The sequence below is a fragment of the Butyricimonas faecihominis genome, from assembly GCF_033096445.1.
GTDB lineage: Bacteria > Bacteroidota > Bacteroidia > Bacteroidales > Marinifilaceae > Butyricimonas > Butyricimonas faecihominis.
In genome coordinates, this window is sequence record NZ_AP028155.1 from 803,701 (window position 1) to 826,259 (window position 22,559).

Consider the following 22,559-nt stretch of genomic DNA (forward strand, 5'->3'; position numbering starts at 1 on the left):
ATTTGTAATGCAGACATTACAAAAAAGTTCATTTTCGGGGAAAAGTTTATTATTTACTCTTATTTCATTTTCCGAGCTTGAAACGAATACGCAATACTCCATCATTGAAATCGAACGAGATGATGCGGAACGTGCCGATCTCGGCCGTGTTGGTGACATGAAGTCCGATGCAGGCGCATTGATCGTAATCCCCGATACGAATTACCCGCACGGTCTTTATACCCGGTTCAGGAAGGCGGGTAAGGTTGATGCCTGCCGGCACCTGATCGATCGGGTAGAAAATTTCTTCCACGTTGATGTTTTGTTGTATAATGTCGTTTACCGCTTGCTCCACGGTGGCAATGTCTTCGGCAGAAGGTGCCGTTTTGAAGTGGTAATCACATTTGGATTTCTTTTTCTCTATATGGGCGGAGAAAGAACGTTCACAATGGAAGTATTTGACCATCTGAGAATTTAGTAGGTGTTCCGCTGTGTGCATCGGTGCGATTGACACATCCTGAAATTTTGGGGCTGCTTGGCTTATTTCCATCATAGACAAGTTTTTATTTTTAGACATAAAGACAAAAGTACATATTTTTCTGATGGGTGGTTATATATGTTTATATTCTCTGAATTTTCTTTTTATTTCGATACGTTCACCACCAAAGTTTATTAATAAGCCGTGGTCTGTATTGGTAGCGGTTAAGTAATTTACTAATTGGGTTTCGTGTATGGGAAGGAGATGTTGTACCGCTTTAAGCTCAATGATTATTTTTCCTTCTACGATTATGTCCGCTCTAAATTCTCCTACAATTTCATTTTTGTAATATACATTTATAGGAGTTTCTGTATCTGCATGAATACCTTTTTCTTTTAATTCTATTATCAATGCTTTCTGATAAACATTCTCAAGAAAACCCGCAGCAAGATGTGTTCTTACATCATAAGCACACTGAATAACAGTTTTTATCAGATTTTCTATTTCCATATTTCTTTTTTGTTCTTATGTTCTTCTGTCTTATAAACAAGATAATATGTCTCCTTTGTGTACGTTGGGGAATGCTCTTGTTTGTTGGGTTGAATCTTTTGTTCCATATTTTTATTCGTGTTTGTCAAAGATGAGTTCATATTTTCTTAATCTTCGTTTGGATTTAAATGTCCATTTTTCCGGATTCCAGTAGGAGTATTCCACGGGAGTTGTATTGGCATAGATATGTTGAATCCATTTTCCCCAGAATTGAAGGTCATTGTCTTCAAACCTGTAATCATCTGGTTTATAATATTTGCCGCATAGTTCAGATCCTTCTTCCAGTACTATTTTGGTGTGGGGGTAGACGATATGGGTAGTATCATTCAATCGAGTGTCCATGTTTTCTTCGGTTCTCCAATTCCCATATAGCCGGAGCGTGTCGTAATTCACGATGATCCGGAGCGTGTCGTCTGTATTGTTAATCACGTGGTACTCGTCTTGACACCAGTAATCGCATCCTGTAAATAGAATTGTTAGTAGGGAGAAAAGTAATGTTTTTAGTCGGTTCTTGTTTTTCATGTTGTATTGTTATTGGTTGCGTGTAATATAAAATGCCTGAGGTGTATCTTGTAACTACAAGTGTAATGCTTTTTAGGAGAATAAACAATCGAAGTGAAAATAATTTCTTGGTTTGAATTAAATCACTAACTTTGTCGCTTGATCGGGTGGGATTTTCCCGCCGCGGGATCACTTGACAAGTGGTTCCGGTTTAAATTTAGGTTTAAATAAAACTGTAATTATGAAGTTATTAGAAGGAAAGACCGCCATTATCACGGGGGCATCAAGAGGAATCGGAAAGGCTGTGGCATTGGAATTTGCCCGTCAAGGAGCGAACATCGCTTTCACCGATTTAAGATATGATGAAATAGCTCAGGAAACCGAAAAAGAAATTGCCGCTTTGGGTGTGAAAGCTAAAATGTTTGCTTCCAATGCTGCTGATTTCGCGGCTACGAATGCTACCGTGGATGAGATTGTTAAAGAATTCGGACGTGTAGATATACTTGTAAATAATGCTGGTATCACGAAAGACACCTTGTTAATGCGTATGAGTGAAGAACAATGGGATGCCGTGATCAACGTGAATTTGAAATCTGTGTTTAATTTCACGAAAGCCGTGTCTGCCGTTATGTTACGTCAGAAATCGGGTTCCATTATCAGCATGAGTTCCGTGGTAGGAGTGAGTGGTAATGCCGGACAAGCAAACTATGCTGCATCTAAAGCCGGGATTATCGGATTCACGAAGAGCGTGGCCAAAGAACTTGGCTCTCGTAATATTCGTGCTAACGCTGTTGCTCCGGGATTTATCATTACCGATATGACCGCGCAATTGTCTGAGGACGTGCGTAAGGAGTGGGCTGCTAAAATTCCATTGAAGAGAGGCGGTACTCCGGAAGATATTGCAAAGGTATGCGTATTCTTGGCTTCTGATTTGTCTGCTTACGTGACAGGTCAGACAATCCACGTTTGTGGGGGAATGAATATGTAATATCCGCCTAAAAGTTTGGTTATAATTGTCGTAGATGGAGACGGTAGGGGTATTGAAATTCAATACCCCATTTTTTTTACCGGATGTTGAATTGTGAAACAGGAGCCTTCTCCAACTTTGGAGGTTACTGTGATCGTCCCTTTTAGATGCTCTATGATTGTATGGCTGATTGCCAAGCCTAGTCCTGTTCCTTGAACAAAATTGTCACCCTTGTAGAAACGTTCGAAAATACGGTTTATCTTATCTTCGTCAATTCCGCTACCTGTGTCTTTCACGAAAATGGAAACCTGATCGTTATTCTGCTTGTAACCAAGTGTGACTGCTCCTTTGGAGGTGAACTTGATAGCATTGTTGATCAAGTTGTTAATGACTTGTTTTAAGCGTAGGGGATCGGTCGTGATGATCGTGTCGGTTGCAGGAAGGTCCAAAAGTAATTCTACCTCTTGCGGGACATTTATTTGTTGGGCTCGTAGGATATTTTGTAATAAAGGCGTAAGCGGTTGTTCTGTTATGTTGAAAACCATCGTGTTGGATTCTATTTTTGAGAGATCGAGTATGTCGGATATAAGTGCTAGTAGCTGTTCGCAATTCAGGTATATCAATGATAAAAATTCTTTGATCTCCTCTTTCTGGAAAGACATATCTCCATCAACCAGTAAATTGGAAAAGCCGACAATGGCATTTAACGGTGTCCGTATTTCATGGCTCATGTTGGCAAGGAATGCACTTTTAAGTTTATCGCTTTGTTGTGCTTTGTCACGGGCTTTGGTTAATTCTTCTTCAATTTTCTTGTGTTCCTGTGTACTCATGCAGACACCAACGAGCCGGAAAGGAGTTTGTGTTCCTTGACCGAGATAAGTGGATTGGGCCTCGAACCATTCCCATTGTCCGTCGCCTCGCCGAAGACGGTAGCTCACGGGGGTCTCGATTAAACTTCCATGAACAGTGAGCGTAAGAGCCGTGATTACCCCTTCAATATCATTGGGATGCACCATTTGGGCAAATTGTTCGTTTGTTAGCGTGCAATCCCCGGCAGGAATTCCAAGGTATTCGAAATAACGGGGATCAATAATCATCAGATTACATTTTATATCGTATGACCAAGGAAATATTTTCGTGCGGTGTAGGGCCATGTTCAACACGTATTCTTGGGTAAGTTCGGTCACGACGTTTCGGAACGTGAATATGATATAATTTGAATCTTCTTCTCCGGTAACATTTTTGAAATAGCCTTTCACTAGAAAAGAGATGGCATTGGTTGCCCCGTGGATGAACGTGTCAGGTGGGAGTGTAACTTCCTGCTCGTCTTTTTGTAGGAGACTCAAAAGTTTATCCAGAATATTGAGGTTCTCGTGGAAAATTGAAAATACTTCCCGAATGTTTTTATCCCTTATGTCTTGTTTTTGTACTCCGAGTTCGGTAGCGGCCTGACGATTTACCTGTTTGATTGTCCCATTCGGGGTTAATAGAATAAATCCCGCCGGTACGGAATCAAGAAGTTCTCGAGCGAACTTTTGTTGCGTGTCTAATTGCTTCTCCTTTACCAGTCTTTCGTATTTTCGCTTTCGTGCTATCAAGTAGAAAATGAGGGTAAGAATGACGATAGCGGCCAATAGAATAATGTTTAATGTTATACTATATTGAATAGATGCGTCGCCAGTGAATAAATTTATCTGGTCAATCATGATATTTTGTGTGTTGTGTTGTTTAATTGATTGTTCCTGTATTCCCGAGGGGACATCTTCATGATACGTTTGAAGAATTTCGTGAAGGTGGATGGAGAAGGGAAATTCAGGCTATAACTGATTTCCTGTATGGTCTTGGTACTTGAAACAAGTAGGGATTTTGCCAGCGTGATCACGTAATCGTCAATCCATTCCCCCGCAAATTTTCCGCTAGCGGCATGAATGACTGATGATAGGTATTTAGGGGTTAGACATAATTTGTTTGCATAGAAAATAATGTCTCGTTCTTTGAGGTGATATTCTTCGACGAGCGTGATGAAGCGGTTGAATATGCTATTGGGGTGTGATAACTCAAAATCTTTATCTTGCATATGACGATAAACGAAATTGTAAAGATCATAAAATAAAGCATGTGCTAGTTTATGTACGGCTAGTTCAGAAAAATGAGGATTCAGTTTATCTGTTTTCCTAGATAATAGTGAATAATATGATTCCAATAGTTTAATTTCACCCTCTTTAAGTCCAACAACCGGATGGAATTGCATTTTAAATCGCAAGGGAATCATTTCTTGGCATTTCTCTTTGAAGTAGTCTGACGAGATGAAAATAATCTTTGTCTCGTAATCCAGTGTTGTATGAATCGGTTTGATGACTTGCTTGGGAAGTACGACAATCAAGTGGTTCTTTTTGATATGATAGTTTTGAGTATTGATCATGATTTCCGCTTCTCCCCGGGTACAAAGCGAAAAAGAACAGGTTTCTGTCACGATGAACCCCTGCCTACTGATTTCTTCTCCAATGAATGCTTTTTCATGGGTCACATGGTTATAAATGATTAGACTTTCCGAGGTATAATCCGGGGGTACCCGCCGGGCGAGTTCCTTGATATTGATAGTCGCATATTCTTTCATTTTTCCATCTAAATAGTTAAGCAAAGGAATGAATAATCTACTACATATCCAACGACATTCCGACGTTTAGTTTATTTATACCGTCCTAAAGGAAACTAATAATTTATTGACAATTCGCACGCTTTATCCGGGAAGTTGTTTTTTCTCGATGACCGTTTGGTTATTTCCCGGAATATTTCTACTTTTAAAACATCGTATTTGAATGGTTGCCGAAAAGTCAGGCCGTGATTGTGGCTCACTTTTTGTAAACTTAAAATAAAACAAACAAGTAATTTCATGGAAAGGCGTGTAAAATATAAGATGAAGGCCGGGCTAAAGATAGTCGGGGCATTTTTATTTGTGGGCTTATTAGCCTCATGTAGTAGTTACAAAGTGCTGAATATAGACGTGTTGCATCCGGGAGAGCTGAATATCGGAAACAAGAATGCACAAATTTTGTTTATCGACCGGAAATTGGTGCATGAGTCGGATTCTCTCTCTGCGTACCAGTTGTTTGCTAGTTTGCGGTTACGGCGGGACGAGGTTGTCAATCATTTCTATAATGGGGTGCGTGATGGGTTACGTAACGGGGTACAACCTATCTTACTGGTTAAAGGGTTGGGATTGAACACGGGATATATTCCGGACGGGTATACTCCTGCACCGATTTCCCCGGCAGGTATTGCCGCATTGGAAAAGATTTCCGGACAAACATACGTTCTCTCGGTGGAATATTGTAAGTTCGGGTTGGATGGTGCGAGTCGGTTGATGCTTGATACCAATCTTTTCGTGCGTTTATATGACCCGGATGGTGTTGTGGTGGATTCCGCAACTACTCATAAATTGGATGATGTGGACGAGACGCTGTTCGAGGGAAATAATTATGATATAATATGTAATTTTTTCTACAATAACGGGGTGAAGTACGCGGAACGTTTGACGCCGACATGGAAACCCGAACAACGTAGGATTTACACGAATAACCGTCTGTTGAATCTCGGTTACTATCATTTTGAGAACGAGAATGATGAAGAGGCTCAGCGGATATGGAATGCGGCCTTGAACCTGAAGCCCAGAGTAGCGGCTCGTGCTGCGGTGAACTTGGCATGGTTCTATGAAAAAGATGGTAACTTCTCGTCAGCGAAAGCTTTATTGGAGGCGGCTTTGAAAACATTACAAGCAAATAACATCAATGACAATTTGTCCGTATATATTACGGATTACATAAAGCGTTTAGAGAAACGTATCAAGGATGAAACCAAAATTATGGAACAGTTATAAACGATTTTAAAGCATGAGAAATTTCGATTATTACAATCCCGTGAAAATTCTTTTCGGGAAAGGAAAAATTGCCGAGATCGCAAAATGGATTCCGAAAGGGATGAAAGTTATGATGACCTACGGTGGTGGAAGCATCAAGAAAAACGGTGTCTACGAACAAGTGATGGATGCGTTGCAAGGGTTTGATATTGTAGAGTTCGGGGGTATCGAACCGAACCCGAAATACGAGACTTTGATGCGGGCCGTGGAATTGGCAAAACAGGAAAACGTGGGATTTCTTCTGGCTGTAGGAGGAGGTTCCGTGATTGACGGGACGAAATTTATTGCAGCTGCAACTTGTTTCGAGGGGAATGAACCTTGGGACATCGTGGCAAAAGGCGCACGGGTGAATGCGGCACTGCCGTTGGGAGCTGTACTGACCCTTCCGGCTACAGGATCGGAAATGAATAGTGGCGGTGTGATCACTCGCCAGTCCACTTTGGAAAAACTGGCGTTCAATTCTCGCCACGTGTTCCCGAAATTCTCTGTACTGGACCCGATGGTGACTTATTCATTGCCCATGAAACAAGTGGCTAACGGGGTGGTTGACACTTTTGTGCATGTCATGGAACAATATTATACTTTCCCGGAACAAGCTGAGATTCAAGATCGTTTCTCTGAATCAATCTTGAAGACTTTGATTGAGTTGGGACCGAAGTTGATTCATGCCGAGAAACCGAATTATGAAGATCGGGCCAACTTCATGTGGGCAGCCACGATGGGGTTGAACGGTTTGATTGCCTGCGGGGTATCGCAAGACTGGTCAACTCACCATATCGGTCATGAATTGACCGCTTTCAACGGGTTGGATCATGGGATCACGCTGGCGATCGTTTTACCGGGAGTGATGAATGCCACAAAAATTAAACGTCGTGAGAAATTGTTGCAATATGCCGCACGTGTGTGGAATATTGACACAGATCAACCTGATGCTGCCGATCAAGCGATTGCCCGTACGGAACAATTTTTCAATGAATTGGGCGTGAAGACCCGCCTGTCTGATTACGGCGTGGGTATCGACACGATCGACCGTATTGAAAAGCGTTTCCGTGAACGGGGGGATTTTGCCCTAGGTGGTATCGATGATGTGAACGTGGATAATGTGAGAGCGATATTAACTTCAAGACTTTAATAATTGAAAATGGAGAATTGAAAATTGAAAATGGCAAAAGTGTCTTTTTTCAAATTCAATTCTCCATTTTATTCTGTTTACAGAAATTGAAAATCGACTTTTAGTTTAGGATTAATCCTTCTAATTTTCAATTTTCAATTTTCAATTTTCAATTGCCTATGTTGCGTGTATATCGGGCCTCAGCCGGTGCGGGGAAAACGTTTGCTTTAACGATGGAATATTTCAAGATCGTTTTCAATGTTTCTTCTGAGTATAAAAATGTGCTTGCCGTGACCTTTACCAATAAGGCCACGGAAGAAATGAAATCCCGTATAGTGCGGGAATTGAACAAGCTGGCGGAAGGTCAGAAGAGTGATTACCGGGAGGAACTTAAACGGACGCTGAAATTGACAGACGATCAGGTAAGGGAACGGGCCGGAGTGTTACGTACTTTGATTCTGCACGATTACGGGCGGTTATCCGTGACGACAATTGATCGTTTTTTTCAACGGGTAATCAAAGCGTTTACCCGTGAACTGGGGATATTTCCCGGTTATAATGTCGAGTTGGATAGTGACTACGTGTTACAGCGAGCCGTGGATCAAGTGATGCAACGCATGAATAAGGATAAGGAGCTAAGGGCGTGGATTACCGAGTTGATGAGTGATAGCGTGGAGGATGCCAAATCGTGGAGCGTGAAGAGTAAGATCGCGGAGCTGGGGAAGGAGTTGTTTGGAGAGAGTTATATGCTTTTCGACAAGGATGTGAGGGACAAGTTTAACGATCGAGGATTCCTGAAAGGTTATAAGATGTTCTTGCAAGGTGTGATCTCCCGTTTCGAGGATCGCATGGAGATGTTCGGTCAGTCTGCTTGCCGGAATATCGAGGAGAATGGATTGCACGCGGAAGATTTTAAAGGAGGGAAACGAAGTTTTATAAATTATTTTTACAAATTGCGGGATAAAAGTCTGGATAAGATTCCCGATTCTGCCCGAAAAGCAATAGATAATCCGGATGAATGGGTGACCAAAAAGCATGATTCGTCGATCCGGACATTGATTGAGCATATCTACCCGGAACTGAATACGAACTTGCGGGAAAGTGTTGAGTATTATGACGAGAATTTTCGGGATTACGTGTCTGCGGTTTTGCTCTCGAAGAATCTTTACCAATTGGGGATTCTGAATGACTTGTACGGGGAGGTGAGAGATTATTGTGACGAAAAAGGGCTCATGTTACTGAGTGACACCACCCGGTTACTTAACATGCTGATTGCCGGGAATGATACTTCTTTCCTGTTCGAGAAAACAGGGAATTTCTACAAGCATATCATGATTGACGAGTTTCAAGACACCTCGACCATGCAATGGGGAAACTTCCTGCCACTTGTCGTGAACACGCTTTCAGAGGGAGGAAGGGCTATGATCGTGGGGGACGTGAAACAAAGCATCTATCGATGGCGTAACGGGGACTGGCGTTTGTTGGCGGAAGGGGTAGAGCGTGATTTGGCTACTTTCGGTACGGATAACGTGATTCTGGAGCATAATTGGCGGAGTTACAAGGAGGTGGTGGAATTCAATAACCAGTTCTTTATCCTAGCTGCACGGCAATTAAAGGAGTTGTATGACAATGAATGTGGAGAAGAGAATGTTTATTCCCGTTCGATCACCGAAGCCTATTCCCGGCCGGAGCAACTTGTGAGCCGTTCGGGAAGTGGGTACGTGGAGATCCGTTTCAGTGGGGAAAAACAAGAAGAGGGGAGTGATGCGGAGATCATGGACTCTGTCGTGGATGTTGTCAATGACACGATGCACCGGGGTGGAGAACTGAAAGACTGTGTGATTCTTGTGCGTAACGGTAAGGAAGGTGCTTTCGTGGCTGATTACTTGATAGAATATAACAAGCGGGAGAATATTCCTTTTCCGATACCTTTTATATCTAATGATTCGCTATACGTTTCCTCGTCGCCTTACGTGGAATTAATTATTAACGTGCTACGTTACATGGTGGAACCGTATGATGCGGTGAATCGAACGGTGTTGCTTTATAATTACCGAACTTTTGTCAGGGGTGAAGATACTTCACGGGAAGATGTTCTTTTCAAGGCCGGTAGTACGGACGAGAGTTTTCTTGACACGATCGACTTGCCGTTTTTACGGGAGCCGGAGAAACTGACATTTAGTTCCTTGTTCGAGATCACGGAGACGATTATTGAGGCTTTCGGTTTACGGGCTAGGATGGAAGAATTGCCTTACTTGATCGCTTTCCAAGATATTCTCTTTGATTACGAGAAAAACAACACGAACAGTATTCCTATTTTCCTTGAATGGTGGGAGAAGGAAAAGGATAAAAAAGTGTTATCTACCTCGGAAGAAGTGGATGCCGTGCGAATTCTCACGATACATAAATCCAAAGGGTTGGAATTTAAAACGGTTATTATTCCTTTCTGTGCTTGGGAGCTTGATGATATCCGTCACGGGCGCCGGATATGGTGTAAGAACCGGGAGGAGGGGTTTAGGGATTTGGAGTATGCACCATTGAACTATTCCTCTAAACTGGCAGATAGTCATTTCCGGGAGGATTACCTCAGTGAACACGTGAAGGCTTATGTTGACAACTTGAATCTGCTTTACGTGGCGTTCACGCGGGCGGAACGGGAGTTGTATGTTCTGCCTTACGCACCCAAGATAACGAAAGAAGGGAAACCGTCAGATATTGGTGCTTTTCTCTTTCAAGTTTTGGAGGCAAGCGGGATGCCAGAATGGAATTCCGAGGATTCGAGCTTGATCATTGGGGAGAAACAGTTGATAGCCGGTAAGGAAAAAATAGAAGACGATGATACATTAAGTCTGGCGGAATATCCGATTTATGAATTGAACGAGCGAGTGAGTGTCCGCTATAAATATGAAGATTACACGGACCCGGAGACAACAGAGATTTCTGCCGTTGACGAGGGGAAGATGTTACATGAGATATTCCGTCGTATCGAGACGGTGGATGATGTCGATCGGGCGGTAAATGATATGTATCATTCGGGTTTACTTACCTTGGTGGAAAGGGAGGAATACCGGGAGCAGGTGGTGTCTTATTTGAATAACCCAGTCCATTCGGCATGGTTTGATGGTCGATATAAGGTTATTAATGAACGGGATATACTTTTCTGTAACTCGGGAAAAGCTCGTCCGGACCGGGTTATGGTTGATGGGAAAAAAGCCATTGTTGTGGATTATAAATTCGGTCAGAAAGAAGAAAAATCGTATATCCGGCAGGTTGGTTTTTATTGTAAAACATTACGACAGATGGGCTATACCGATGTGGCAGGTTATATTTGGTACGTTCCCTTGGGGAAAGTAGTGTCCGTGTGAGAACATAAAAAATGGGAAGTTTGCATTTGAAACTTCCCATTTTTTATATCCGGAGATTTATTATCTACGATAGTCTAATCTCTTTTTGCCAAGAGGAACACTAACACCTAAGTAGGCATTTACCCGGTTGGCGTCACCTGCTGATTTGGTCATCAAATAGTCGGAACCGATGAAAACAGGGCCTAATTTCAAGCCTATTCCCAGCGTTTCGAAGTCACTATGTAAGAAAGAGTAACTTAATGTTGCCCCGAACCAGTTTCTCGGACGATAGTTTGCTGAAAGTGTCAATTCGGAGTAAGCTTTAGGCTGAGTGAATTGAGTAGAGGACAACAGACCGAATCCGAGCTTGTTATTCAAAAGGGTATATTCTGCTCCAAGGTTCAAGGTTGAACGAAGACTGGTACTCCGGCTTTTGGTTTTCTCTTCCGTTTGGAATTGGATCAAGTCGAAGTCGAACACGTCTCCAGCCTCGTAATTTTCAGGATGTTCAGGGTCTATATTCACGAAATCACCGTAATCGTGTTCACTGTCAGTCGTGGCAATCGTGGTGGATGATTTTGACCAGCTAATGAATCCCAAGTCGAGAATGGCAGCTGATACATTAATACAACCAAGAAAATTATAACTTGCCCCTAAGTCGATGCCGAATCCATAACCGGATACACCGGGCGAATCGAAATCAATATCATCAATATATCCACCATCTGAACTATACCCAAATTCTAATCCTTTCATGGAAGTTTCCAAACGTCCTTTGGTTTTTACTTTCCACGATTGATAGCTTGAAATATCGCTGGTATTTACATTTGCGTAGATTTGGTCAATTTTAGCGTCTAGATTACCTAGTCCAACCAAAACTTTCACACGTCCCCCGATAGTCAAATCCTTTGTTACCGGACGTGAATATCCCAATCCTATTTCAGTGAAAATATCTGCGTGGAGTTCCATATCCCGAATGTCGTATTGTGTGTTAAGTTCTTCGAATGAATCCGGATCAATATTAGCGTAACGGGCAAATTCGAACATCTTCTTCGGGATGGAGGCGCTAATGATGGACCGGGCACCCAAATTTACAGTCCAGAATCCTTTCCCGCTGTAAAAACCGAAAGAAATAATGTCCACCGTCAAGTCGATATTCATCGTGTTCTTGTTGTCCAGACGACTGATGAACTTATCGCTATTCAAAAAGTCATTCTCGTTTTCGATAATGTCGATAAAATCATCGATACTCAATTTGTTGGAAGAAGCAGATAACCCGATGGCACCGATAGCCGGGATATTAAAATATCCTCTGGCGGGTTGCAAGGCAGGGTTCATTTTAAGTCTGGCCGGAACGTTGTCCATGAAATAAGAAGTTCTAAGTCCTTGTGCAAGACCCTCAGAAATTCCCATAATAGACAAAAGTATAGCCACACAGATAACTTTCAAAAAGGTAAAACTTTTTTTCATAAATAGTGTCGTTTATAAATCTGATTTGATATTTATTACGACACAAAATTGTCATTTTATTTTAGAATAGACAAGGATTATTATTAATTATTTGTTTCATTTTAATGTAGTGAAAGCATAATTTATCATCTGATATTTGGAAATGTAAAATAGATACTCTATCTTTGCACTCGCAAAACGAAAGAAGTTCTGCTTATATTGCGGGATGGAGCAGTTGGTAGCTCGTTGGGCTCATAACCCAAAGGTCGTCTGTTCGAGTCAGGCTCCCGCTACAAAATGAGGATCGATGAAAGTCGATCCTTTTTTTTATTCAACATACAAAGCTAACACGTTTGAGACCTACCCTCCTAATTTTTCACGTGAGACAATATATAGAGAATAGATAATTGTTGTATTTGCTATATAGTTACATTTTGGAATGTATAAAATACGCTATTTTCTTTGTTGTGTGGATGAATAGTCATACCTTTGTAAAAATAAATAATTCTTTGTGTATGAAAAAGGTGGTGTATATTTTGAGTTGTATTTCTCTGTTTTTATCATGTAGAGGTAAAGACGTGTATAAAGCTCCGGAGGCAGATTTGAATCTGTTGAAACCATATGAGGATATGGAGGTCATCGTTCCGGAGGGGTATGCCTCGATTGTCAAGTTATATGATGATACCTTGGCAATTTGTACTTATTCAACAACAATTTCGATCCCTACTTTCTGGGCGTCTAAATTGGGTCGGGCATCTGAAAATAGTCCGATCACAATTGAAAATGTAAAGAATGAGAATAATTATTATCAGGGTGTGTTAAATACTTGGCAGGTCGTGGCCTTTGAGGATAGTCGGGAAGGAGATTATGACTATAATGATTTGATCATACACGTGAACTGGAGCATTCGGGAAAATAATTACACGATATCCGTTCAGCCAATTGCTTTAGGATTTCCAAGAAAATTAAGCTGGGATTCGAGAAAATGGATGGTAATATTTCGAGTGTGAACGAGGTAATCGTGGCCGAAGATTGTCGGAAAGATTTATTTGAGGGGAGAGAGGGATTTATCAATACTTTTTCCGGCAAAGAAAAGGTGATTATTAATAATGGTAAATATAAATACCAGAAAGAGTTGGCGAAACAGAGTAATGATCTTAGATGTGCCGTGAATTGGTTCATTGAAGTAGATGGCGGGACAAGATTATATGCTATTACGAATAACCCGATATGTCTTAATCAAGAGGGAAGACCTTACGGATTGATATTCACTAGAATCTATGATAAGTATATTTATTGTAACGAGAAAGGGGAGCGTTGTGGAGTTGACTGGTTTCTATATCCCCAAGAGCTTGTGAATATATCTGATATTTATGATTTCGACGGCTATATGAAAACAGGAGATATTTCTATTTTCCGAACTCCCAAAGAAGGTTTTTATGACGCCATAGGGAAAGGTGAACCGATGGGAAAAGAGGGGCTGATATATTGTCCGAATTCGTTGTATAACGTGAAACTATAATGGTAGGTTAAAACGGGGAGTTTTCCCCGTTTTTTTATTCCTTTTCTCGTTATTTTTCAGTGCATTTTGTTTGGTGGGTTGATATTTATTTGTACTTTTGCGCCCGTGTTATAAAAACATAATGTCTAATTTATTAGGAGATAAGCATTTATTATTTATTATGGCAGAAGAACAAAAAGAAATGCAAGTAGAACTTGCACAAGAAGAAACCAAGAAAGTTGCTCCCGTAGCAACAACAAGCGCTGAGGCTGACGAGAATTTTGACTGGGAAGCTTATGCAAATGATGATGTAATCCCCGCATCTGAAAAAGAAGAATTGGCTAACAGATACGCCGAGACTCTTTCATCTGTAGTAGAGAAAGAAGTTGTTGAAGGTACTGTTATCTCAATGAACAAGAGAGAAGTCGTTGTAAACATCGGTTACAAGTCAGACGGTATCATTTCATTGAACGAATTCCGTTACGATCCGGAATTAAAAGTGGGAGATAAAGTAGAAGTTTACGTTGAGACTCAAGAAGACAAGAAAGGTCAATTGACTCTTTCTCACAAAAAAGCAAGAGCTTTACGTAGCTGGGATCGTGTTAACGCGGCGTTGGAGAACGACGAAATTATCAAGGGTTACGTTAAATGTCGCACGAAGGGCGGTATGATCGTTGATGTATTCGGTATCGAGGCATTCTTACCGGGTTCTCAAATCGATGTTAAGCCGATTCGTGATTATGATATCTATGTTGGCAAGACCATGGAATTCAAAGTGGTTAAGATCAACCAAGAATTCAAAAACGTTGTTGTATCTCACAAAGCTCTTATCGAGGCTGAATTGGAACAACAGAAGAAAGATATCATCTCTAAATTGGAAAAAGGACAGGTACTTGAAGGTACTGTTAAAAATATCACCTCTTACGGAGTATTCATTGACTTGGGTGGCGTAGATGGATTGATTCACATCACTGACCTTTCTTGGGGTCGCGTAAATCACCCGAACGAAATCGTTGAGTTGGATCAGAAGTTGAACGTTGTTATTCTTGACTTCGATGACGAGAAAAAACGTATCGCTCTTGGTTTGAAACAATTGACTCCGCACCCGTGGGATGCTTTGAGCGCAGACTTGAAAGTGGGTGACCGCGTGAAAGGTAAAGTAGTGGTTATGGCTGATTACGGTGCTTTCGTTGAGATCGCTCCGGGTGTAGAAGGCTTGATCCACGTATCTGAAATGTCATGGTCTCAACACTTGCGTTCAGCTCAGGACTTCATGAAAGTGGGAGACGAAGTAGAGGCTGTTGTTCTAACTTTGGATCGTGACGAAAGAAAGATGTCTTTGGGTATCAAACAATTGAAAAACGACCCGTGGCAAAATATCGAAGAGAAATATGCTGTTGGCACGAAACACAAAGCTATCGTGCGTAACTTCACGAACTTCGGTGTATTCGTAGAGATCGAAGAAGGAGTTGACGGATTGATCCACATCTCTGATTTGTCTTGGACGAAGAAAGTAAAACACCCGGCAGAATTCACTCAAATCGGTGCTGAGATCGATGTTGTAGTTCTTGAAATCGACAAGGATAACAGAAGATTGAGCTTAGGTCACAAACAATTGGAAGAGAATCCGTGGGATGTATTCGAAACGATCTTCACCGTTGATTCTATCCACGAAGGAACGATCACTGAAATCTTCGACAAGGGTGCTGTTATCGCATTACCTTACGGTGTAGAAGGATTTGCTACTCCTCGCCACTTGGTAAAAGAAGACGGAACTCAGGCTAAGGTTGACGAGAAATTACCGTTCAAGGTGATCGAGTTCAACAAGGGTGCCAAGAGAATCATTCTTTCTCACTCTCGTATTTTCGAAGACGAGCAAAAGGCGGTTGATAATGCCAAGAAGAAAGATGAGGCTAGCGCTACTAAAAAAGCAGTGAAGAAAGTGAAAGAAAAATTGGAAAAAACAACGTTAGGTGACATCACCGAGTTGGCTGCTTTGAAAGACCAAATGGAAGCTAAAGAAGAGGAAGAAAAGAACAATTAATTTGTGAAATTCGAATTGACTATATTAGGGTGCGGTTCTGCCGTACCCACGCTTCAAAGAAATGCTGCCGCTCAGGTACTCAATGTACTTGAGCGGTACTTTCTTATTGACTGTGGCGAGGGTACTCAACAACAGTTGAGACGCTTTAAAGTGCCATACAATAAGATCAATCATATTTTTATTTCCCATTTACACGGGGATCATTTTTTCGGACTAATTGGTCTATTATCCAGTTTTTCATTACAGAACCGTCGGGCTGAATTACATATCTATTCAGACAAGCGTTTGGAAGAGATCATCGAGTTCCAACTGAAAGTGATGAACTCTCGGCTGAATTACCCATTGATATTTCATTACCTAGACCGTGAACCCGGTTTAATATACGAGGACCGTATGATGACGGTTCATGCTTTCCCACTGAAACACCGTTACGAGGCTCCCGTGACGGGATTCCTATTTGCCGAGAAAGAGAAGGAGAGAAATATTAAGCGGGAGATGACTGATGCTTTCTGTGTTCCCGTGGCCTTCATGCACCGTTTGAAGAAGGGGGAGGATTTTATCACGCCCGAGGGGGAAGTGATCGCGAATAGTCGTTTAACAACGGCTCCGCCAGCTCCTCGTTCATATGCTTATATGACAGACACGCTTTTCCGAGAATCTTTTGCTGAATACGTACAAGGTGTTGATTTACTCTATCACGAATCTACTTACGGGAACGAGTTTGAAGGATTGGCCAAAGAAACTTTTCACAGTACTGCAGGACAAGCAGCGCGAATGGCAATGCTTGCCGAAGCAAAACACCTTCTGCTGGGACATTTTTCGTCCCGTTATCCCGATCCGCCCCCTTTACTGGAACAAGCACGGGAGATTTTTCCAAATACGGATTTGTGTTATGATGGGGCGGTATTCGAATTACCTGCGGTGAAACGGGGGTAATGTTGTCATGACTTACCTCGCTTTTGGGCTAAGGCTTGTCTAGTCTTTAGTATGATTCCTTTTACATTTAATTGATAGTTCATTTAGATCACGGAGCATTCATCCTGTATTCATGTTGCATTTATCCTCGATAAAATAGATATTTGAGACGATTTTGTTTGGATTCGGGGTAAGGGGTGAAGTATATTTGTTATAGGGTGAGATATGCTTGAGTGATGGGAGACTAGGGCGTAGGGTTAGTTCAATATGGGGGGAAGTAAAGCCGCGAGGTTATTATTTATGTTTGATTTTTAATCTTATTTCGTATATTTGCTTTCTGGGTGATGAAAATTTAGATGAAATGATAGATGAGGAGTTGATTTTATCCGGGGTAAATCGCAAGAACGAAAAGGCTTGGGCAAGTCTTTACGATCATTATTATGCGGCATTGTGTGCATACGTGAACCGGATATTGAAAGGCTCCGAGAGTACTGAGGATTTAGTGCAGGAGGTTTTTATTGCCATCTGGAGGTCTGAAAAAAGATTTGCTTCCATGCAAGATTTGACTCGTTACTTGTATCGGGCTTGCTATAATAATGCGTTGGTGTTTGTGCGGAATAACCAGATTCATGATACGATATTGAACTCAATAGGAGCAGAAAGTGATTTTACGGCTGACGATGTGTATGCTCAAACGGTTCGGGAGGAAGTAACCCGGCAGTTGTACGTGTATATTGAAGCGTTACCTTCGGAACAGAAAAAGGTTATATTAATGAGTATTGAAGGGTATTCATGGGATGAAATTGCAGAAAAATTGGGGATAAGTGTAAATACGGTCAAGACTCATAAAAGTCGTGGATTCAAATCTTTACGTTCAAAACTGCAAGATTCCGTGTGTTTATTTTTAATTTAATTGAAAAAAAGAGCCTCTTCGTGTCATCTGAAATCAAGAGTTGTGTATTATGAGTATACAATGTGGAAGATAACAGATGATGAAAAAGAAAAACATATATGATGATGCGTCTTTGATCAAAAAGTCGTTGATAAAAGATTTAAGTGATAAGGAGCAAAAGGAATTAGATCAATTGCTGGATGACCAATCCTTACAAGATGTATACAAGGAGTTGAGTGATCGTGGTTATTTGAAAAAGCAATTTATGGAATACGAGAAGTATTCTTCCCAAAAAGCTTATCGCGAGTTTAAGGAAAGAAGAGGACATTCCGGACGAATCAGAATCGTACGTTGGGTTGCTGTGGTTGCCGCCGTGTGGGTGTTGGCATTGGGTGTTACATTATGGATGACTTTTGGGAAGAAAGAAAATGTCGCTCCACTTCCGGTGGCCTCGAAGATTATTCCGGCTGGGGAGAAAAAAGCTACATTGACGTTAGCGGATGGAACGGAGGTTCACGTTGAGGAAATAACCGCACAAATATTGCAGGAGAAGGGGATGAATATTGAATATAGGAATGGGGAGATTGTTTATCACAAAAGTGAAGAAAAAACGACAGAGGTTGTTTATAATAAACTTGAGGTTCCCCGGGGGGGTGAATGTATGATTAAACTAGATGACGGGACGAAGGTATGGGTAAATGCGGAGACGAAGTTGAAATATCCGGTAACCTTTGTCGGTGACCGTCGGGAAGTGGTTTTGGAGGGTGAGGCATTTTTTGATGTGGCAAAAAACGAAAAACCTTTTATCGTGAAAACTTCTTTTGGAGATGTACGGGTGTTGGGAACAGCCTTTGGAATAAGTGCTTATGCGAGTGAACCGGAAAGTTATACTACTTTGGTAAGGGGTAAAGTGAGCGTTGAGAGAGAGGGGATAAAACCTGTTGTTATTTTACCGGGAGAACAGGTAGTGACTTCTAAAGATGGGAAGATGATCAAACAGCAGGTGGATGTTGAAGAGTTCGTGGGATGGAAAGATGGCATTTACGTGTTCAAGGAGAAGAGTTTGGGTGAGATTATGAAAACTTTGGAAAGATGGTATAACATATCCGTGGATTTCCAAGAGAAGAGTTTGGTTGATTTGCCATTTACGGGTAATTTGAAACGTTATGATGATATAAATGTATTTTTCGATGCTTTGACTCGTACCGGGGATATGAAGTATCGAGTGGAAGGAAATCAAGTGATCCTATTTAAATAAAAACGAGATAACGGACTACAAATTTCTCAGGTTCGATGTCCATTATCTCATTTAACAAGTAATTTACAAATCTATGAAAAAAAATCCATTCTTGAGGTGGAAAAGGCTTGTAAAATGTAGAAGCTTTTTTCACGTGATGAGTTTAACACTTATCTTGACATTGAGTAGTTTGTCGGGATATGGAGCGAAAGCCGTGCGAGACACTATTTCTTTGAATTTGCAAGAAGTGAAATTAGAGAGGTTCGTGGAAGTGATGAAACAAAAGACAGGATTGAATTTCCTGTATAATTCATTGCTGTTTAAAGATGCGAAACTAATTTCCGTGACAGCAAACGGGGAGAATTGGGAATCCGTGTTGAGGAAAGTTCTAGAGAAGGAAGGTTTCACGTATGACGTGAAGGATGAGATTGTAGTGATCAAACGGAAGGTTGAGAATGATCATGACAAGTTGGTCATTGTTAAGGGACAAGTTGTTGATTCAAAGAAAGAACCACTTCCGGGAGTAACCGTGTTATTGAAGGGAATGACCATCGGAACTGTGACGGATTCCAAAGGAAATTTTTCAATTCGGGTTCCTCAAGGTGTGGATTCTTTGATTGTCAGTTTTATCGGTATGCAGACCGAATATCTGAAACTTGAAAAAGATAAGTTGGAATACACGGTTGTTATGAAGGAAGATGTGACTCAGTTGGGAGAGGTTGTTGTGACTGGTTATCAGGAATTTGATAAGACCAGAATGGCTGGTTCTGTTTCTTCTATTAAAGCAGAAGATTTGCATTTCAGTGGAACTAATACGTTGGAACAGGCATTACAGGGGCGATTACCGGGTGTTGTTATCACAAATACAAGTGGACTGGTCGGGGTACGGCAAAAAACAAGAGTTCGGGGAACTTCGACGTTGTTAGGTAGCCAGGAGCCGATTTGGGTCGTGGATGGGATTATTCAAGAAGATCCACTTCCGTTTGATGCGCAAACCTTTAATAGTGTAGGAGAAATTAATTCAGATAACTTTGATTATATCCGGAATTTTGTAGGTAGTTCAATTTCGTGGTTGAATCCTAGTGATATCGAGAGTATTACAGTCTTGAAAGATGCTTCTTCTACTGCAATTTATGGGGTCCGGGCAGCTAATGGTGTAATTGTCATTAAGACAAAACGAGGAAAAACGGGAGCCGCTTCAATTTCTTATTCTGCTTCTTTGAATGTGGCAGAACAAGTTACTTACGATAAATTGGAACTGATGAATTCTAAAGAACGAGTTGCGGTGTCTCGTGAAATATTTCAAAGAGGTTTAACAGCTTCTTGGACAAATAATAATATTGGTTATGCCGGGGTATTAAAGCAGTATTTGGATAAAGAAATTTCTGGAGATGAGTTTGAGCGGCGTGTTGCTAAGTTGGAAACAACAAATACGGATTGGTTTGATATTCTTTTTCGTAATCCATTCAGTCACAATCACTCGATTTCTGTTTCCGGTGGTAGTGAAGATATACGTTATTATACATCTTTATCGTATAATTCCACCAAGGGAACTGCTGTCGGAAATGATTCTGAGTCTTATGGAGCGAATGTGGGGTTGGATATGACGGTAACGAATAAATTTAGGGCTTCTTTCTCGTTGTCTGGATCTCATGGAACGACAAAAGGTTTTACTATCGTTAATCCTTATGAATATGCCACTAAGACAAACCGAGCAATAGCGGCTTATGAAGATAATGGAGATTTGTCTTATTACCAAAAAGAAAGTGGTTATTTGTTTAATATTATTAATGAAAGAGATGAATCGGGAACTTCTAATAAAACTTTTTCTCTTAACTCGAATTTGAATTTGAATTATGATTTTACGGAATCTTTGAAGTTTCAGATGCTAGGAAGTGTGAATGTAGCTTCAGTTATAGGAGAAGCTTGGGCTACGGAAAGAACAGAATATATAGCTAAAATTCGGTGGTATGATTATGGCGTTTACAAGGCTGTTGATGCTGAATATAAAAATTCACAACTTCCTGTGGGAGGTGAGTATAGTCAGGATGAGAACAAATCGGTATCTTGGAATTGGAGAAATTCTCTTTCTTATGATAAAGTATTTAATGGGAAACACGCTTTAACAACCATGTTGGGAGTTGAATTAAGTAGTACAAAGAATACAGGTTATTCTTCAACAACATATGGTTATTTAAAATATAGGGGAAAATCATTTGCCCAAGTTCCGATAGTTCGGACTAATCCGTATGGTAATACTCAATCTGCAAATGAGTTATTGGAAAAATTTACTCGTAAGATTACAGATAAGAAAACTAATCAATTTGGGGCCTATTTAACAATGAATTATGCTTATGATGGAAAGTATGTGGTTAATTTTAGTGTACGATTAGATGCATCCAATCGTTTTGGCCGTTATGCCAATGAAAATTTTAACCCAGTATGGGCAGGAGGACTTCGTTGGAATGTTTCTAGGGAGACTTGGTTTAACAAGCAAAATATCGTGTCAGATTTAAGTTTACGTTTTAGTTATGGTTATCAAAGAAATATGGCAACTAATTATAGTCCATCTTTGATTGTAAAGGTTCCTACTGGGTCTGCTAGTGAAATCACAGATCAAAATACAGGAGATGATTTACTTGAAATTAGTTCTCTCCCGTATGAAGATTTGCGTTGGGAGAAAACTTCTTCGTACAATTATGGGGTAGATATGGGCTTGTTTCAGAATAAAATTCGTGTTGGTTTTGAATATTACTTGAAGAAAGGAAAAGATATGATTACTTCCTTATTAGTACCTCGGGAATATGGTATAGAGAATATGCCAGTGAATGGTGGGAGCATGAATAATTCTGGTTGGGAATTAAGTGTAAGTTTTACCCCTGTACGAACAAAGAATTTTACTTGGGATATGGGACTGAATACATCCAAGAATAATAATAAGATCACGGAAGTCGGGATACAGAATCTAACCTGGAGAACGGTTGTAGGTGGAGAGTATTACAAAAAGGGTTATCCTGTTTCTTCATTTTGGGCTTTTGACTGTGAGGGGATAGATCAACAAACTGGTTATCCAATTATTAATTTGGACGTACACGATGGAAGTGACCCATTGAATGATCCTACTGCTTATATGAGGTATGCCGGGAAATTGGATCCGGATTTTACGGGGGGATTAACTATGTCTTTTAGATACAAACAATTATCTTTATCCACCAATTTTTATTTACAAGTTGGAGGTAAAAAGTTTTTAATGACTGCTTATGAGTCACAAACACTTCCTTCTGAATATGAGAATCTATCTTCTGAGTTGAATAATCGTTGGAAACCGGGGGATACGAATGCAAAATTCCCGGGATTGCCAGATAAAAATGTTGTAAATTCTTTGCTTCCGGATACTAAGACATACACAAATGTTTACGAGATGTATAATTACAGTAATGTACGGGTAGTGAATGCTTCGTCATTAAAATGTAATAGTATTGCATTGAATTATTCTTTCCCGGAGCAATTAGCAAAACGTTTTGGAGTAAAATATATTAGTATGGGTGCAAGTATGTCTAACCCTTTTACTATTGCTAGTAAGGATTTCAAGGGACGGAATCCCGAGGTTGCAACGGGAGCACAACCGGTGACCAGTTCGTATTCGTTTAATCTTAGTGTAACTTTTTAGTTGATA

At 40.7% G+C, this 22,559-nt stretch carries 17 protein-coding genes and 1 tRNA gene; 12 read left to right on the forward strand and 6 right to left on the reverse strand.

Features of this window, described 5'->3' with window-relative positions; genetic code table 11:
* Positions 1 to 64: 64 nt before the first annotated feature.
* The 3 genes from R8806_RS03325 to R8806_RS03335 form a co-directional block, all read right to left on the reverse strand.
* A complete protein-coding gene (locus R8806_RS03325; RefSeq protein WP_118302868.1) occupies positions 65 to 529 on the reverse strand; it encodes an alanyl-tRNA editing protein in 465 nt (154 codons plus the stop codon).
* 60 nt (positions 530 to 589) lie between these two features.
* Entirely contained in the window at positions 590 to 967 is a 378-nt protein-coding gene (locus tag R8806_RS03330; protein ID WP_124318512.1) for a GxxExxY protein, read from the reverse strand.
* Between the two features lie 111 nt (positions 968 to 1,078).
* Entirely contained in the window at positions 1,079 to 1,528 is a 450-nt protein-coding gene (locus tag R8806_RS03335) for a hypothetical protein (RefSeq protein WP_124316985.1), read from the reverse strand.
* A 220-nt stretch (positions 1,529 to 1,748) separates the two neighbouring features.
* Between R8806_RS03335 and fabG the strand changes: the two genes are divergently transcribed.
* Positions 1,749 to 2,495 (forward strand): 3-oxoacyl-[acyl-carrier-protein] reductase, encoded by a 747-nt coding sequence (gene fabG, locus R8806_RS03340; RefSeq protein ID WP_087420141.1) that lies wholly within the window; start codon positions 1,749 to 1,751, stop codon positions 2,493 to 2,495.
* Between the two features lie 59 nt (positions 2,496 to 2,554).
* On the opposite strand, the gene R8806_RS03345 is transcribed toward fabG, so the two are convergent.
* Both R8806_RS03345 and R8806_RS03350 read right to left on the reverse strand, forming a co-directional pair.
* Complete coding sequence (locus tag R8806_RS03345; protein WP_124316984.1) at positions 2,555 to 4,180, reverse strand: sensor histidine kinase; 1,626 nt, start codon at positions 4,178 to 4,180, stop codon at positions 2,555 to 2,557.
* On the reverse strand, positions 4,177 to 5,091 hold the full coding sequence (locus R8806_RS03350) for a helix-turn-helix domain-containing protein (RefSeq protein ID WP_124316983.1): 915 nt from the start codon (positions 5,089 to 5,091) through the stop codon (positions 4,177 to 4,179). Before R8806_RS03350 ends, R8806_RS03345 begins: the two co-directional genes overlap by 4 nt.
* Before the next feature lie 276 nt (positions 5,092 to 5,367).
* Between R8806_RS03350 and R8806_RS03355 the strand changes: the two genes are divergently transcribed.
* The 3 genes from R8806_RS03355 (at position 5,368) to R8806_RS03365 (ending at position 10,866) form a co-directional block, all read left to right on the forward strand.
* Positions 5,368 to 6,351, forward strand: a complete 984-nt coding sequence (locus R8806_RS03355; protein WP_124316982.1) for a DUF6340 family protein — start codon at positions 5,368 to 5,370, stop codon at positions 6,349 to 6,351.
* Between the two features lie 13 nt (positions 6,352 to 6,364).
* Entirely contained in the window at positions 6,365 to 7,522 is a 1,158-nt protein-coding gene (locus tag R8806_RS03360) for an iron-containing alcohol dehydrogenase (protein ID WP_087420145.1), read from the forward strand.
* Positions 7,523 to 7,680: 158 nt separating this feature from the next.
* A complete protein-coding gene (locus R8806_RS03365) occupies positions 7,681 to 10,866 on the forward strand; it encodes a UvrD-helicase domain-containing protein (RefSeq protein WP_124316981.1) in 3,186 nt (1,061 codons plus the stop codon).
* Between the two features lie 60 nt (positions 10,867 to 10,926).
* On the opposite strand, the gene R8806_RS03370 is transcribed toward R8806_RS03365, so the two are convergent.
* The gene (locus R8806_RS03370; protein ID WP_124316980.1) at positions 10,927 to 12,315 is read right to left on the reverse strand and encodes a DUF5723 family protein; all 1,389 of its coding nucleotides are present in this window, start codon (positions 12,313 to 12,315) and stop codon (positions 10,927 to 10,929) included.
* A gap of 199 nt (positions 12,316 to 12,514) precedes the next feature.
* Here R8806_RS03370 and R8806_RS03375 point away from each other — a divergent pair.
* From R8806_RS03375 to R8806_RS03410, 8 genes are all read left to right on the forward strand, one after another.
* A tRNA-Met gene (locus R8806_RS03375) sits at positions 12,515 to 12,587 on the forward strand.
* Between the two features lie 222 nt (positions 12,588 to 12,809).
* Entirely contained in the window at positions 12,810 to 13,304 is a 495-nt protein-coding gene (locus tag R8806_RS03380; RefSeq protein WP_317715766.1) for a DUF4114 domain-containing protein, read from the forward strand.
* Positions 13,280 to 13,816 (forward strand): hypothetical protein, encoded by a 537-nt coding sequence (locus R8806_RS03385; protein WP_317715768.1) that lies wholly within the window; start codon positions 13,280 to 13,282, stop codon positions 13,814 to 13,816. The genes R8806_RS03380 and R8806_RS03385 overlap by 25 nt, the downstream gene beginning before the upstream one ends.
* A 181-nt stretch (positions 13,817 to 13,997) precedes the next feature.
* The gene (gene rpsA / locus R8806_RS03390) at positions 13,998 to 15,839 is read left to right on the forward strand and encodes a 30S ribosomal protein S1 (RefSeq protein WP_124318081.1); all 1,842 of its coding nucleotides are present in this window, start codon (positions 13,998 to 14,000) and stop codon (positions 15,837 to 15,839) included.
* Positions 15,840 to 15,842: 3 nt separating this feature from the next.
* Entirely contained in the window at positions 15,843 to 16,775 is a 933-nt protein-coding gene (locus tag R8806_RS03395; RefSeq protein ID WP_124318080.1) for a ribonuclease Z, read from the forward strand.
* Between the two features lie 340 nt (positions 16,776 to 17,115).
* Positions 17,116 to 17,667 carry an RNA polymerase sigma factor gene (locus tag R8806_RS03400; protein ID WP_124318079.1) on the forward strand — a complete coding sequence of 184 codons (552 nt, stop codon included), beginning with the start codon at positions 17,116 to 17,118 and terminating at the stop codon, positions 17,665 to 17,667.
* A 76-nt stretch (positions 17,668 to 17,743) separates the two neighbouring features.
* On the forward strand, positions 17,744 to 18,904 hold the full coding sequence (locus tag R8806_RS03405) for a FecR family protein (RefSeq protein ID WP_124318337.1): 1,161 nt from the start codon (positions 17,744 to 17,746) through the stop codon (positions 18,902 to 18,904).
* A 136-nt stretch (positions 18,905 to 19,040) separates the two neighbouring features.
* The gene (locus tag R8806_RS03410; RefSeq protein ID WP_317715823.1) at positions 19,041 to 22,553 is read left to right on the forward strand and encodes a SusC/RagA family TonB-linked outer membrane protein; all 3,513 of its coding nucleotides are present in this window, start codon (positions 19,041 to 19,043) and stop codon (positions 22,551 to 22,553) included.
* Positions 22,554 to 22,559: the final 6 nt, after the last annotated feature.